This is a genomic window from Cellulomonas sp. NPDC055163, assembly GCF_053607065.1.
The window spans coordinates 183,582-197,502 of sequence record NZ_JBSGSU010000007.1 but is presented as its reverse complement, the minus strand read 5'-3'; the positions used below and the strand labels follow the sequence as shown (position 1 = coordinate 197,502).

General features: G+C 75.3%; 13 protein-coding genes and 1 pseudogene. 5 read left to right on the top strand and 9 right to left on the bottom strand.

Annotated elements, in window-relative coordinates; genetic code table 11:
- Positions 1 to 33: 33 nt before the first annotated feature.
- The 7 genes from ACWFNE_RS15380 to ACWFNE_RS15350 form a co-directional block, all read right to left on the bottom strand.
- Positions 34 to 876: a glycoside hydrolase family 16 protein gene (locus tag ACWFNE_RS15380; protein ID WP_452123292.1), complete on the bottom strand. Its 843-nt coding sequence runs from the start codon at positions 874 to 876 to the stop codon at positions 34 to 36.
- Entirely contained in the window at positions 873 to 1,646 is a 774-nt protein-coding gene (locus tag ACWFNE_RS15375) for an ArsR/SmtB family transcription factor (protein WP_452123291.1), read from the bottom strand. Before ACWFNE_RS15375 ends, ACWFNE_RS15380 begins: the two co-directional genes overlap by 4 nt.
- A 48-nt stretch (positions 1,647 to 1,694) precedes the next feature.
- Positions 1,695 to 2,558: an alpha/beta fold hydrolase gene (locus ACWFNE_RS15370; RefSeq protein ID WP_452123290.1), complete on the bottom strand. Its 864-nt coding sequence runs from the start codon at positions 2,556 to 2,558 to the stop codon at positions 1,695 to 1,697.
- A 3-nt stretch (positions 2,559 to 2,561) separates the two neighbouring features.
- Positions 2,562 to 2,957, bottom strand: a complete 396-nt coding sequence (locus ACWFNE_RS15365) for a VOC family protein (RefSeq protein WP_452123289.1) — start codon at positions 2,955 to 2,957, stop codon at positions 2,562 to 2,564.
- Positions 2,958 to 3,080: 123 nt separating this feature from the next.
- Complete coding sequence (locus ACWFNE_RS15360) at positions 3,081 to 3,983, bottom strand: ABC transporter permease (RefSeq protein ID WP_452123288.1); 903 nt, start codon at positions 3,981 to 3,983, stop codon at positions 3,081 to 3,083.
- The gene (locus tag ACWFNE_RS15355; protein ID WP_452123450.1) at positions 3,970 to 4,959 is read right to left on the bottom strand and encodes an ABC transporter ATP-binding protein; all 990 of its coding nucleotides are present in this window, start codon (positions 4,957 to 4,959) and stop codon (positions 3,970 to 3,972) included. The genes ACWFNE_RS15360 and ACWFNE_RS15355 overlap by 14 nt, the downstream gene beginning before the upstream one ends.
- Before the next feature lie 29 nt (positions 4,960 to 4,988).
- A complete protein-coding gene (locus ACWFNE_RS15350; RefSeq protein WP_452123287.1) occupies positions 4,989 to 6,257 on the bottom strand; it encodes a LolA family protein in 1,269 nt (422 codons plus the stop codon).
- A gap of 94 nt (positions 6,258 to 6,351) precedes the next feature.
- Between ACWFNE_RS15350 and ACWFNE_RS15345 the strand changes: the two genes are divergently transcribed.
- From ACWFNE_RS15345 to ACWFNE_RS15335, 3 genes are read left to right on the top strand one after another with little or no spacing between them, the layout of a single operon-like run.
- Positions 6,352 to 7,005 carry a response regulator transcription factor gene (locus ACWFNE_RS15345; protein WP_452123286.1) on the top strand — a complete coding sequence of 218 codons (654 nt, stop codon included), beginning with the start codon at positions 6,352 to 6,354 and terminating at the stop codon, positions 7,003 to 7,005.
- Complete coding sequence (locus tag ACWFNE_RS15340) at positions 7,002 to 8,393, top strand: ATP-binding protein (protein WP_452123285.1); 1,392 nt, start codon at positions 7,002 to 7,004, stop codon at positions 8,391 to 8,393. The genes ACWFNE_RS15345 and ACWFNE_RS15340 overlap by 4 nt, the downstream gene beginning before the upstream one ends.
- A 43-nt stretch (positions 8,394 to 8,436) precedes the next feature.
- Positions 8,437 to 9,687, top strand: coding sequence for an MFS transporter (locus ACWFNE_RS15335; RefSeq protein WP_452123284.1), 1,251 nt, complete (start codon positions 8,437 to 8,439; stop codon positions 9,685 to 9,687).
- A gap of 48 nt (positions 9,688 to 9,735) precedes the next feature.
- Here ACWFNE_RS15335 and ACWFNE_RS15330 read toward each other — a convergent pair whose 3' ends face one another.
- The gene (locus tag ACWFNE_RS15330; RefSeq protein WP_452123283.1) at positions 9,736 to 11,445 is read right to left on the bottom strand and encodes an endo-1,4-beta-xylanase; all 1,710 of its coding nucleotides are present in this window, start codon (positions 11,443 to 11,445) and stop codon (positions 9,736 to 9,738) included.
- 154 nt (positions 11,446 to 11,599) lie between these two features.
- The gene (locus ACWFNE_RS15325) at positions 11,600 to 13,039 is read right to left on the bottom strand and encodes an MDR family MFS transporter (RefSeq protein ID WP_452123282.1); all 1,440 of its coding nucleotides are present in this window, start codon (positions 13,037 to 13,039) and stop codon (positions 11,600 to 11,602) included.
- Positions 13,040 to 13,360: 321 nt separating this feature from the next.
- On the opposite strand from ACWFNE_RS15325, the gene ACWFNE_RS15320 reads away from it, so the two are divergent.
- On the top strand, positions 13,361 to 13,714 hold the full coding sequence (locus ACWFNE_RS15320; protein ID WP_452123281.1) for a YciI family protein: 354 nt from the start codon (positions 13,361 to 13,363) through the stop codon (positions 13,712 to 13,714).
- A gap of 7 nt (positions 13,715 to 13,721) precedes the next feature.
- Positions 13,722 to 13,921: pseudogene (locus tag ACWFNE_RS15315) on the top strand (RNA polymerase sigma factor); the annotation flags it as partial.

Sequence of the window (13,921 nt, the reverse complement as noted above, 5' to 3'; positions counted from 1 at the left end):
GGAGGCACCGGGGGCGGGTGGCCGGTCCCTCGCTCACGCGACGGTCAGCCCGCTCGGCCCGTCCGCGCGCCGGTAGCCGCGCACGTGCTCGACGACGAGCTCCTTGGGCCAGGGCCCGGGCGGCGGACCGCCGCCGGACGCGGGGAACGCGTACACGTTCAGCATGAGCTGCATCGGGTACGCGGGGGACTGGGCGACGCGCGTGACGTGCACGCCGTCGACGAGGAAGTCGACGTGCTCGGGCGTCCAGTCGACCGCGTACGTGTGCGCCTCGCGTGCGTCGATCGCGACCGGCTGGGCGGCGAACTCGTCGACGATCGCCGGGTCGCCGAACGGGTGGACGCCCATGCCGACGAGCGCGCGATCGGGCCGTACGTCCCGGCCGAAGATCTCGGCGACGCAGATCTCGGCCGAGCGCTCGGGGGAGTCCTCGACGCCGATCATCCACAGCGCGACCATCGCCGCCGGGTCGTCGGTCGCGCGGGCGCGCATCTCGACCCAGCCGTACTGCGGGGTCCAGAGCCGCTGCTCGTCCTGCGCCTCGCGCACGACCGCGTCGGGGTGGAACCGGTGCTGGCCGACGCGGCTGCCGACCGGCCCGGAGAGCACGCCGGTCTGCAGCGAGGAGACGCGCAGCTGGCCGTCCAGGTCGGGGCACCACGGCGGCTGGTCCTCCTCGACGCGCAGCCGCAAGGTGCCGTCACCGAGCACGTAGCGGGCCGCGGACGACGCGCGCGAGCTCCACTGGGGGAGGTAGTGCGGGATCCACCGCGCGGGGTCGAGGTCCGGACCGTCGAAGGTGTCCTCGAACTCGAGCACGTAGCCCGCGAGGTCGGCCGCACCGCGCGCCGCACCGCCCGGCGCGCCGGGGCTCACGTGCGGTCCCGGGCCCACGGCACCTCGGACAGGGGCCGCCCGGTCTCGACGAACGTCTTGAGGTTGGACAGCACCGCCGCCCAGCCGGACGCCGCCTCCCGGCGGTCCTCCTCGGTCAGGTCCACGTGCGTGACCGTGAGCCGCGTGATGGTGCCGTAGCGCGCGACGTCGAACGTGACGCGCGAGGCGCCCTCGACGGGGTCCTCGCCGGGCAGCGCCCAGGTGGACACGAGCCGGTGCGGAGGGTCGCTCTCGAGCACGGTGCCGACGACGTCGGCGGTCCCGCTCCCGTCGGTGCGCCGGTGCTCCCAGCCGGAGCCGACCTGCCAGTCGGACACGTTGCTGTGGCCCCAGTACTGCGCGGTCAGGTCCGCGTCGGTGAGCGCCTCCCACACCCGCTCCGGGGTCGCGTCGATGTAGGTCACGTACACGAACGCCGGCGTCTCGGCCATGGCGTCCTCCGCTCGTCGTCGTAGGTCGCTGAGAGCCCGCAGCCGCGGGCGCTCGAACTTGTCGATCCACCGCTCCTGGATCTCGTGGAGCGGGACGGGGTTGAGGTAGTGCAGGCGGGTCCGGCCCTGCCGCACGGTGCTGACGAGGTTCGCGGCCTCGAGCAGGTCGAGGTGCTGCGTCACGGACTGCCGTGCCATCCCGGTGCCGTCCGCCAGCTCGCCGAGCGTCTGCCCGTTCCGCTCGTGCAGCCGGTCGAGCAGCCGGCGCCGGGTGCGGTCGGCGAGCGCCTTGAACACGTCGTCCACGTCGTCGGCCACTCCGCACGTTAGGCAGGCAATTGCCTGCACGTCAAGGGCCGGCTGCCCTCAGCGGGCTGCGAAGAACTCCGCGAGCGCCTCGGCCAGCGGGCCCGGTGCCTCCTCGGCGACATGGTGCCCCGAGTCGATCCCGTGACCGCGCACGTCGCGCGCCCAGTCGGCCCAGATCCGCAGCGGGTCCCCGTAGAGGTGCTCGAGGTCGTCACGCGTCGACCACAGCACGAGCAGCGGCGGCTCGACCCGGCGCCCCGCAGCCCGGTCGGCCTCCTCGTCGCGGCGGTCCACCGTGAGACCCGCGCGGTAGTCCTCGAGCATGCCGCGCACGACCTCCGGGTCCCGCACCGCCGCCCGCCACTCCGCGTGGTTCTCCCGCCCCATGACCTCGGCGTCGCCGCGGTACCAGGCGTCCGGGTCCGCGGTGATGACCCGCTCCGGGACCTCGGGCTGGGCGTAGAAGAACCAGTGCCACCAGGCGGTCGCGAACCGGGCGTCCGCGCGCGCGAGGTGCTCGCTGATCGGCAGGCAGTCGAGCAGCGCCAGGCGGTCCACGACGTCGGGGTGGTCCAGCGCGAGGCGCAGCGCCGAGTAGCTGCCACGGTCGTGCCCGGCGACGCAGAACCGCTCGTGCCCGAGCGCCCGCATCACCGCGAGCAGCCGCTCCGCGACCGCGCGCTTGGCGTGCGGCTCGTGCCCGGGCGCGGGGACCGGCTTGCCCGAGCGCCCGTATCCCGGCAGGTCCGGGCACACGACCGTGAACCCGCGCCCGACGAGCAAGGGCGCGACGCGGTGCCACGTGGCGGACGTGCGCGGGTGCCCGTGCAGCAGCAGCACCGCCGGGCCGCTGCCGCCGTGGCGCACGAGGAGGTCGACGTCACCGGCGGGGACCCGGTCCTCCGAGAAGCCCTCGAACACGGCTCAGTCGCGCGGGCTCAGCACGCAGAACTCGTTGCCCTCGGGGTCGGCGAGCACGACCCACGAGACGTCGTCGGCCTGACCCACGTCGGCCCGCGTCGCGCCGAGCGCGAGCAGCCGCTCGACCGCCTCGGCCTGGTCCTCGCCGGCGCGCGGCGCGAGGTCGAGGTGCAGGCGGTTCTTCACCTGCTTGCGCTCGGGGACCTGCACGAAGCACAGGCCCGGACCCCGCTCCTCGACCGGGACGTCCCGCGACCTGTCGAGCGCGTGCGGCGGGACGAGCGTCGTCTCCTCGTCGTCCTCGTAGCCGACGACCCAGCCGAGCGCCTGCGCCCACCACGCGGACTGCGCCCGCAGGTCGGCGCAGTCGACCACCAGGGCATACCAACGGACCGGCATGGGCGTGCTCCTCGTCGTCGGGTGCATGCGCGCGTCACCGGGCTCCCGAGGACGCGCGCGTCCGCCCCTGTCTACCGGCGCCCACCGACACGGCGCACCCCGAACGGCACCGCGTGGCGGGCCTCAGGACGAGACGTCGGCCGTCGTGAAGCGCGCCCACGCGAGCGAGCCGAACACGACGACCCACGCGCCCTGCACCGCGAGCCCCTGCGCGAGCACGTCCCAACCCACCTCGACGCGCAGGAACTCCGCGAAGTCGAGCCAGTGGTGGGTGAGCAGCCCGCCGTGGATCGCGGACAGCTGCGGGAGCGTGTCGAGCACCGCCGAGACGATCGCGACGACGACGGTGGCCGCCATGGCGCCGACCGGCACCTCGGTGAGCGTCGAGAGGAACAGCCCGACGGCCACGAGCCCGGTCATCGACAGGGCGACGTACACGACGACGCCGGCCATGCGCGCGATGCCGTCGGCGAGCGGGATGGTCGACCCCGAGAGCAGCGCCATGTCGTCGAGCCCGAAGTACGCCGCGCCCGTCCCGAACGCGACGACCGCGATCGCGAGGACCGCCGCACCGGCGAACGCGAGCGCGCCGAGCGCCTTGACCCCGAGCAGCCGCGTCCGCGAGACGGGCACGGTCAGCAGGTAGCGCAGGGTCCCCGCGGACGCCTCGCCCGCGACGGCGTCGCCTGACGCGATGCCGATGGTCAGCGGCAGCAGGAAGGGCAGGCACAGGAACAGCGCGGCGACCACGAGGAACAGCCCGTTGCCCGTCACCCGCCCGACGAAGCCGGGCCCCTGCCCGCCGAGCGCCGAGTCCTGCGTCACGAGCAGCACGGTGCCGAGCAGCAGCGGGACGGCGGCGAGCCCGGCGAGCAGCACCTGGTTGCGGCGCCGGCCGAAGACGAGCCGCAGCTCGCTGCGCACCAGCCGCGCCCACGCGCCCCGGCGGTGCGCGACGGAGACGGCAGCCGCGGCCGGTGCGGCGGCGGTGGGGTCGACGACGTCGACGGTCTCAGCGCGCGACATCGAAGCCCTCCCCGGTCAGCTCCACGAAGACCTGCTCGAGGCTCGGGCGCGTGACGTCGAGCCCCACGAGGTCGAGGCCGGCGTGCACGATCGCCGCCGAGATCTTCTCGGGCGGCGTGCTCGCGAGCAGCGCGCGCAGCGTCGGCCCGTCGGTCGTGACCTCGGTGAGCCCGAGCCCCGTCAGGACCTCCGCCACGGCGCCGACGTGCGCGAGCGACGTCGTGACGCCCACGTGCGCGGTGCCGCGGTCGGTCAGCGCCCGGCGCTCGCCCTGCAGCAGCAGGTGGCCCCGGCTCATGATCCCGATGTGCGTGCACACCTGCTCGATCTCCGCGAGCAGGTGCGAGGAGACCAGCACGGTCGTGCCGGCGTCGGCGAGCTCGCGCACCAGGTGACGCACCTCGCGCGTGCCCTGCGGGTCGAGCCCGTTGGTCGGCTCGTCGAGCACGAGGAGCTCGCGCGGGCGCAGCAGCGCGGCGGCGAGCCCGAGGCGCTGCTTCATGCCGAGCGAGTACTGCCGGTACGGCTTCGCGGCGGCCGCGGAGAGCCCGACGCGCTCGAGCGCGTCCTCGCTGCGCCGGCGCGACGTGCGCGGGTCGGCCGTCGCGTCGCTCGCGTCGAGGCGGGCGAGGTTGGCCCGTCCGGTGAGGTAGGGGTGGAACGCAGGGCCCTCGACGAGCGCGCCGACGCGGGGGAGCACGGTGGCGCCCGCCTCGGGCATCGCGCCGTCGAGCAGCCACGCCCGCCCGCTCGTGGGGCGCACGAGGCCGAGCAGCATGCGGATCGTCGTCGTCTTGCCCGAGCCGTTCGGGCCGAGGAAGCCGTACACGGAGCCGCGCGGCACGCGCAGACCGATCCCGTCGACCGCGACCTGTCCCGAGCGGAAGCGCTTCGTCAGGCCGTCGGTGCGGACCGCGAGGTCGTGGTCGACGGGCGCGCCGCCGACGGCGGGCAGCTGTGCGCTGCCCGCCGTCACGGTCACGTCGGTCGCCACGGTCGTCCCCGTCACGCCATCCCGCGCAGGGTCTCCGCGGGGACCGCCCCTGCCAGGACGCGCCCGTCGGTCGTGACGAGGACGCTGAGCAGCGACGAGCTGAGCAGCCGGCCCTCGGGGACCGCGGTGGTCAGCTGGTCGTAGAGCGCGCCCGTGTCGAGGTCCGGGACGCCGTGCTGGCCGTTCTCGTCGGTCGGGGCGAACTCCTGGATCAGGTCCTGCGCGCTCTCGGAGCCGAACGTCTGCCCGGCGCCCGGGACGCTCGTGAGCGCTGCGGGGTCGCCCGCGACGAGGTTCGCGACGTCGAGACCGGTGATCTCGGTGACCGACTCCCAGCCGGTGCCGGTCACCGTGACGCCCGGGGGCAGCTCCTGCGCGTCCTCGGCGGACGGGACCCGGGCGAGGTCCGCGGCGCTCGGCAGCGGGACCTCGACGTCCTTGACGCTCGCGCCCGCCGGGGCGGAGAACGCGAGCACCGCGTCGTCGGGTGCCTCGAAGGCCACGTCGGTGAACCCGACCTCGAGCGCCGGGGCGTCGTCGTCCTGCGTGCTCCACACCTGCACGCGCAGCGGCGTCGAGGTCTCGGCGTCGACCGCGACGACGGTGCGGGCGACGAGCGTCTCGGCGCCGGCCTTCGGCGTCACGACGAGCTGGTAGGCGTCCCGGCCGGCGACCGTCAGCTCGGAGTCGAGCGTGACCGACGAGAACTGCTCGGCCTGCGCCAGGACCTGGCCGGCGACCTCGTCGGGTGTCGGCAGCTCGCCGGCGACCTCGGGGAGCGTCCTGGCGCGCGCCTGCTCGGCGAGGGCGTCGTAGCGGGCCTGGTCCTCGGCGCTGAGCGCGTAGTGCACGACCTCCTCGTCGGAGCTCGAGTACGTCCACGCCTCCGCGCCGTCACGCACGACCGAGTACTCGGAGACCGACCCGAGCAGCGAGACGCGCGAGCGCTCCGTGCCGTCGGTCCACACACGCAGCGTCGAGCTGCCGCCGAGGAGCGCGATCGGGTCGGCACCGCCGACCTCGCCGAACGGGATCTCGGGGAGGCCGAGCCGCGCGGTGTAGACGAGGGTGCCGCTCATCGGGACGGGCTGCGCGGCGGCGACCGAGCTGATGAGCTCGGCCGGGGTCACGTCGGGCAGGCCCTCGGCGCCGGCGGAGGCGAGCAGCGGGGGTGCGACGAACGCGCCGGCGACGGCCACGGCGGCGACCGCCGGGACGGCCCAGCGGGCGCGCTGGGACAGTGTGCGTGGGGTGCTCGAGGGCTCGGTCGTCTCGGTCATGGCTCCACTGTGCGCCGCGGCGCCTGAGGGCGCGCTGAGAGGTCGTCCGGTCCGCCGGCACTGTCCGCGGCGCGCGCGGTGGGATGCTCCTCGTGTGCGGGTCCTGGTGGTCGACGACGAACGCGGGCTCGTGCGCGCCCTGCACCGGGGGCTCACCGCGGAGGGCTTCGCGGTCGACGTCGCGTTCGACGGCGCGACCGGGCTGCACCTCGCGACCGAGAACGAGTACGACGCGATCGTGCTCGACATCATGCTGCCGCGCCGCAACGGCTACGACGTCGTCACGGACCTGCGCGCGCTCGGCGTCTGGACGCCCGTGCTGCTGCTGAGCGCGAAGGACGGCGAGCACGACGTCGCCGACGGGCTCGACGTCGGTGCCGACGACTACCTGACGAAGCCCTTCTCGTTCGTGGTGCTCGTGGCCCGGCTGCGGGCGCTCGTGCGCCGGCCCGCGCATGCCCGGCCCGCCGTCCTGCAGGTCGGCGACGTGGTGCTCGACCCCGCGACGCGCGTCGTGACCCGCGGGGGCGAGGGCGTCGCGCTCACGACCCGGGAGACCGCGCTGCTCGAGTACCTCATGCGGCACGCCGACCGGGTCGTCGGCAAGGTCGAGCTGCGCGACCACGTGTGGGACGGGTCGGGGGAGGACCTCAACGTCGTCGAGGTGTACGTCGGGTACCTGCGGCGCAAGCTCGGGCGGGACGTCGTCGCGACCGTGCGCGGTGCGGGGTACCGCGCGGCCGGATGACCGTGCCGGGTGGACCCGAGCCCGCGCCGGCCCGCGGCCCCGGGAACTGGTCGCTGCGCCTCCGGCTGACCCTGCTGACCGCGGGCGTGCTGTGCGCGGGCCTCGCCGCCGGCGCGCTCATCCTCACGAACGTGCTCTCGGTGAGCCGCGTCGACGCGCTCGACGACATCGCGCGTCACCGCGCGCTCACGGTCGCGGCACTCGTGGGCGACGACCGGCTCCCCGACGCGCTCCCGGTCGACGAGCCGGGCGAGCTCGTCCAGCTGCTCGACGCCGACGGCGCCGTCGTCGCGTCCTCCCCGAACGCCAGCCGCACGCTCCCGGTGCTGCCGCCGGACGCGGTACGGGGGCTGCGCGCCGAGGCGGCCGCGACCGGCGACGTCCTCGTCACCGGGACCGACCGGAGCGCCTACGACGGGGACGCCCGCGTCGCGGTCCTCGCGGGGACGTACCGGGACGCCCCGGTGACGGTCGTCGCGACCGTGCCGCTCGCGGAGGTGCGCGGGCTGCTGGACGCCCTCCGGCTCGCGCTCGTCGGCGTCGTGCCGGTCCTCACCGCGCTGCTCGCGGTCGTGATCTGGACGGTCCTCGGGCGTGCGCTGCACCCCGTCGAGCAGCTCCGGCAGGCGGCCGCGCAGGTCGCCCGCACCGGGGGACCGGGGTCGCTGCCGGTCCGGCGCGCGCACGACGAGCTCGGGGCGCTCACCCGCACGCTGAACGAGATGCTCGACCGGCTCGAGGTCGCCGCCGCCCGGCAGCGCACGTTCGTGGGCGACGCCGCGCACGAGCTGCGCTCGCCCCTCGCATCCCTGCGGACGTCGATCGAGGTGGCCCGCGCGCACCCCGACGCGTACAGCGGTGCGGAGCTCGCCGAGGACCTCGAGGGCGAGGTGCTGCGCATGCAGGCGCTCGTCGACGACCTCCTGCTGCTCGCGCGCGTGGGCTCGACGCGCGCCGACCCCGTCGAGCTCGACCTGCTCGACGTCGTGCGGGGCGCCGCCGAGTCGTCCGGGGCGGTCGCGGCGCGCACCGACGTGCGCCTCACCGTCACCGGTGCGGGCCGCGCGCACGCCGACCCCGCGGCGGCGCTGCGGGTGGTGCGGAACCTGCTCGACAACGCCGTCCGCCACGCGGCCGGGCACGTCGACGTCACGGTCGAGGACGGTGCGGTCACCGTGGACGACGACGGCGCCGGCATCCCCGCGGCGGACCGCGAACGCGTCTTCGAGCGCTTCGTGCGGCTCGACGACGCCCGCGAGCGCGAGGCCGGTGGGAGCGGGCTCGGGCTCGCGATCGCGCGGGAGGTCGCGCGGGAGAACGGCGGCGACGTGGAGCTCGGCGACGCGGCGCGCGGGGGCGCACGCGCGGTGCTGCGGCTGCCGCGCTGAGACCGGGCTGCGACGGGCGCGGCCCCGGGCGAGACTGACGGCGATGAGCACCACCGCCCGCCGCGCGCCGGCGTTCCTCGACCGCCGGTCGCTCGCCGGGGTGTACCTGCCCGCTCTCGTGTTCCAGGTCGGCATCGGGGCGGCCGTGCCGATGGTCGCGGTGACCGCGTCACAGCGCGGTGCGTCGCTCGCGCTCGCCGGGCTGCTCGCCGCGATGGTCGGCGTCGGCCAGATCCTCGGCGACGTGCCGGCAGGCTGGCTCGCGTCGCGCGTCGGCGACCGCCGGGCGATGCTCGTCGCCTCGGGCGTCGCGGCGCTCACGCTCACGGGAGCGGCGCTGTCCCGGGACCTGCTCGTGCTCGCCGTGTCCGTGCTCGGCACCGGGGCGACGGCATCGGTCTACCAGCTGGCGCGGCAGTCGTACCTCACCGAGATCACCCCGGCCGAGACCCGCGCCCGGGCGCTGTCGACCCTCGGCGGCGTGAGCCGCATCGGGTTGTTCCTGGGGCCGTTCGCGGGGGCGCTCGCGGTGCACCTCGGCGGGACGTCCGCCGCGTTCGGCCTGGCAGTGGCCACCGCGCTGCTGGCGGGTGCCGTCGTGCTCGCGGTGCCGGACGCCGCGGGTGCCGAGACGGTGCGGCGGCGCACCGCGGTTCGTGTCCCGGTGCGCGCGGTGCTGCGCGAGCACCGCGGCGTCCTGACGTCCCTGGGAGTCGCGGTGCTGCTCGTCGGCGCGGTGCGGGGCGCCCGACAGGTCGTGCTGCCGCTGTGGTCTGAGCACCTCGGGCTCGCGCCGGCCACGACGAGCCTCGTGTTCGGGCTCTCCGGCGCGGTCGACATGCTGCTCTTCTACCCCGCGGGCCACCTCATGGACCGGCGCGGTCGGCTCTGGATCGCGATCCCGTCGATGCTCGTCCTGGGCGTCGCCCTGCTGCTCCTGCCGTTCGCAGGGACGCTGCCGGCGCTCGCGGTCGCCGCGATGGCGCTGGGTCTCGGCAACGGCATCGGCTCGGGGCTGCTGATGACGCTCGGCGCGGACGTCGCGCCGCCGACGGCCCGATCGCAGTTCCTCGGGGCGTGGCGGCTGCTGCAGGACGCCGGCGTCGCCGCGGGTCCGCTCGTCGTCGCCGGGGGAGCGGCGCTCGGCAGCCTCGCGCTCGGCGTGGCGGCGACGGGCGGGGCGGCGCTGCTCGCGGCCGTCGCGCTCGGGGTGACGGTGCCGCGCTGGTCGCCGCACGCGAACCGGCGCACGCGCGAGGCCGCAGGGCTCGCACGGGACGGGACGCCGGCCTGACGTCGGTGCGCGGGTGCGAGCCCGGCCCGTCCTGGGACGGTCAGCGCCTCAGCCCAGCCGGTCCGGGTCGACGAGCCCCCAGTACGCCGGCTTGGCCTGCAGGTCCCCGTCGAACAGCAGCGGTGCCTCGTAGGGCCGCTCGGTCGGCCAGGCCCGCAGCCAGCTCCGCGCGTCGTAGAGCCCCCACACACTCAGCGACGAGACGGCGCCGGGATGGCGGCGGAACGCGGCGAGCAGGTCCTGGTAGTACAGGCCCTGCCGGTCGAGCCGCTCGCGGGGGGTGTGGTCGAGCGCCTCGTCCGGCGACTCCGCGATCGCGACGTCGAGCTCGGTCACGGCCTGCCGGACACCGAGGTCCTCGAACGTCGCGATCGTGTCCTCGATGCGCGAGACCGGGACACCGAGGTTGACGTGCATCTGGTGGCCGACCCCGTCGACCGGCACGCCCTCGTCGAGCAGCCGCCGCACCACGTCCGCCGCGGCGCGGCGCTTCGCCGCACCCTCGGTGCCGTAGTCGTTGAGGTACAGCACCGTGTCGGGACCGAAGACCTCGCGGGCGATCCGGAACGCGTGCGCGACGTACTCCGGGCCGAGCACCGCGTACCACGGGTTGCGGCGCAGGCCGTCGTCCTCCTCGGGGTCGATCGCCTCGTTGACGACGTCCCACGCGCGGACCGGGTTCGCGTCGCCGTAGCGCTCCTCGAGGTGGTCCGCGACCGCGCGCACGTGCGCCTCGAGCCGGGCGAGCAGCAGCGCCTGGTCCTCGGGGCTCTGCCCGAGCTCCCGCCCGTCGGCGGCCCGGAAGAACCAGTCCGGCGTCGAGCGGTGCCACACGAGGGTGTGGCCGTGCACGTCCAGGCCGTGCTCGACGGCGAAGTCGAGCACCTGGTCGGCCTGCTCGAACGTGAACTCGCCCTCGTGGGGCTGCAGGCTCGCGGGCTTGAGCGCGTTCTCGGGCGTGATCGTCGAGAAGTGCCGGGTCAGGAGCTCCGCGGGCGCGCCGTCGAGGTCCTGGCGCCCGACGGCCGTCCCGACGGGGAAGTCGCCCGCGAGGGCGTCGCGCAGCGCGGGGATGTCGGTCTGCACCGGGGGTGCCTCCTTCGTCACGGTCACGTCGTCGACGAGCAGGTCGGCGAGCGTGCCGGTCGACTCGACGTAGAGCTCGGGGTGCTCGGAGCCCTCGGGCAGCGTGTACGCGGTGCGCAGCTCGACCCAGGCGCCGGTGCCGACGGGCGCGTGCACGAGGTGGTCGTAGACGCGCTCACCGTCGGCGTCGCGCCGGACCGTGAGCTGGAGCTCGTCGGCCGAGCCCTCCGCGGCGGCCCCGGCGCCCGCGTCGCCGTCGCCCGCGTCGTCCGCCGGCTCCGACCCCGCCGGCTCCGACCCCGCGGCCCCCGGCGCCAGGCGGACCCACACGGACAGCGTGTGCTCCGTCCCGGCGGTGAGGACGCCCTCCAGGCCGCGCAGCGCACCGTTCCACGCCTCGGTACGCCCGCTCACGAGAAGGCTCGACGCACCGCTGCGGGCGTCGCCCTCGCGCGTCGTGACCTCCGCGGTCCCGAGCCCCTCCCAGCCGTCGGTGCCGTCCTCGAACTCGCTCGACAGGACGGTGCTGACCCGCTGGGGCTGCGCCGAGGTGGTGGGCGCCGCGGCGGTCGGCCCGGGCTCCGGGCTCGGCGAGAGCGGCCCCGCGAGCAGGACCAGGACGAGCACGAGGGCGCCGGCCGCCAGGACCAGCGCAGGGATGAGGCGTCGCACGACGGCGCAGCTCCCCCCGGTCGGTGGCACGTCGGTGACCCCACCGTAGGCAGACGGACGCCACCCGGAGCAAGTGCGTCACGGCCCGCGGGCGGGCACCGTGACGCACCGCACACGGGTGGAGTCCGCTACGTCTGCTACGTCCTGGTCCCGGTCAGTGCGCCCCGACGGGCGCCGAACCGACGTCCACGGCTCCTCGCTCGGCCTTCGGCACGCGCACCGCGAACGCCGCCGGGATCGCCAGGACCGAGATCACGGCACCGACGAGGAACGCGGCGTGCACGCCGCCCGCCATCGCGGTCACCGGACCCGCGCCGGTCTCCGTGAGCGCCGACGCCCGGGCGGTCAGCACGGTGACGAACAGCGCCGTCCCCGCGGCGCCCGCGACCTGCTGGACGGTCCCGACCATCGCGCTGCCGTGCGAGTACAGGTTCGGCGTCAGCGAGCCGAGCGACGCGGTGAACAGCGGCGTGAACATGAGAGCGAGCCCGACGCTGAGGACCACGTGCCCCGTGAGGAGCAGCCACGGCGAGCTCTGCTCCCCGAGCGTCGTGAGCAGCCACGCGGCGACGCTGACGGTCGTCGCGCCCGGCACGAGCAGCACGCGCGGACCGAACCGGTCGTACGCGCGGCCCACCGACGGCGCCAGGAAGCCCATGAGCAGGCCGCCCGGCAGCATGAGGAGGCCGGTCTGCAGCGCCTCGAGGCCGAGCACCTGCTGTGCGTAGAGCGGCAGCAGGATGATCGTCCCGAACAGGGACATCATGCTGATCGCCATGAGCACGATCGCGACGGTGAACACGGGCGAGCGGAACGTGCGCAGGTCGAGCAGCGCCGCGTCGGTCCGCTGGAGCACGAGCTGGCGCGCGACGAACAGCCCGAGCGTCACGAGCCCGACCCCCAGCGCGCCCCACGCCGCGCTCGCACCGCCGCCCACGGCCGACTCCCCGACGCGGCTCAGGCCGTACACGATGCCGCCGAACGCGAACGCCGACAGGACGACCGAGAGGACGTCGATGCGGGCCTCGCGCGGCGTCGTCAGGTTGACCAGGCGGGCAGCCCCGAGCGCGAGCGCGCCCACGGCGATCGGGAGCACGAGGCCGAACAGCCACCGCCAGTCGAGCACGCTGAGGACGAAGCCGGAGATCGTCGGGCCGAGCGCCGGCGCGACCGAGATGACGACGGAGATGTTGCCCATCGTGCGCCCGCGGCTCGCGGGCGGCGTCACCGTCATGACGGTCGTCATGAGCAGCGGCATCATGATCGCGGTCCCGCCCGCCTGCACGACCCGGCCGACCAGGAGCACCTCGAACCCGGGCGCGAGCGCACAGACGAGCGTCCCGACGCTGAACAGGCCCATCGCCGCGAGGAACGCCGCGCGCGTCGTGGTGCGCTGCAGCACGAAGCCGGTGACGGGGATGACCACGGCCATCGTGAGCATGAACGCGGTCGTGACCCACTGTGCGGCGCTCGCGGTGATGGCGAGGTCGTCCATGAGCCGCGGCAGGGCCACGCCCATGACGGTCTCGTTGAGGATGACCACGAACGCGGACACGAGCAGCAGCGAGACGGCCGTGCGGTCCCGGGCCGTCATGCGGTCGGGGGAGGGGGCGGACGGGGCGGAGGGTCCGGAGGCGCCCGGTAGGGCGTTCGGGACCGGTTCGGTCCGGGTCTCGGTCACAAGTCACACCTGTCGCTGGGGAGGAACGGGGACGCGCGTCGTCGCGCAGCGCCACGCGCCGGTGGTGCGGCGCGTGCGGGGGAGCGACCAGTGTGCTCGCCCCCACCGACACGGGTCGACCTCTTTGCGGGCGAGAACTCATCGGTCGCCGCACGTCGATCTGCAGGGTGGCCGTTCGTGTAGAAGGTGAGAGGCCGGCACGCGGGCGGCCGAGATCCCCAAGGAGGGGTTCCTATGACGCAGTACCTCCTCAGCGTGATGCAGCCCGACGGCCCGGCACCCGAGCCCGAGGTGCTCGCGCCGATCATGGCGGCGGTCGGGGCGCTCGACGCCGAGCTGCGGGCGGCCGGGGTCTGGCTGTTCACGGGCGGCCTGCACGACGCGAGCACCGCGACGGTCCTGCGCGCCAAGGACGACGAGGTGCTCGTGACCGACGGCCCGTACCTCGAGGGCAAGGAGCACCTCGGCGGGCTCACGGTCATCGACGTCCCCGACCTCGACGCGGCGCTCGGCTGGGGTCGCCGCATGGCGCAGGCGACCACGCTCCCCGTGGAGGTCCGCCCGTTCCGGTTCGCGCAGGGCCGCTGAGCTCCGCATGACGACGATCGGCCCTGCGGACGTCGCGCGCGTGTTCCGCGAGGAGCACGCCCGCGCCGTGGCCGTCCTGACCCGGGTCCCCGGCGGCCCAGAGACCCAAGAGGGCGCGGTGGAAGGCGCGTTCGTGAGGGGAGTCGGGCGGTGGCTAATGGCCGGGATGCCGGTCAGAAGTGAGGGGTGGAGGTTTACGACAGCACA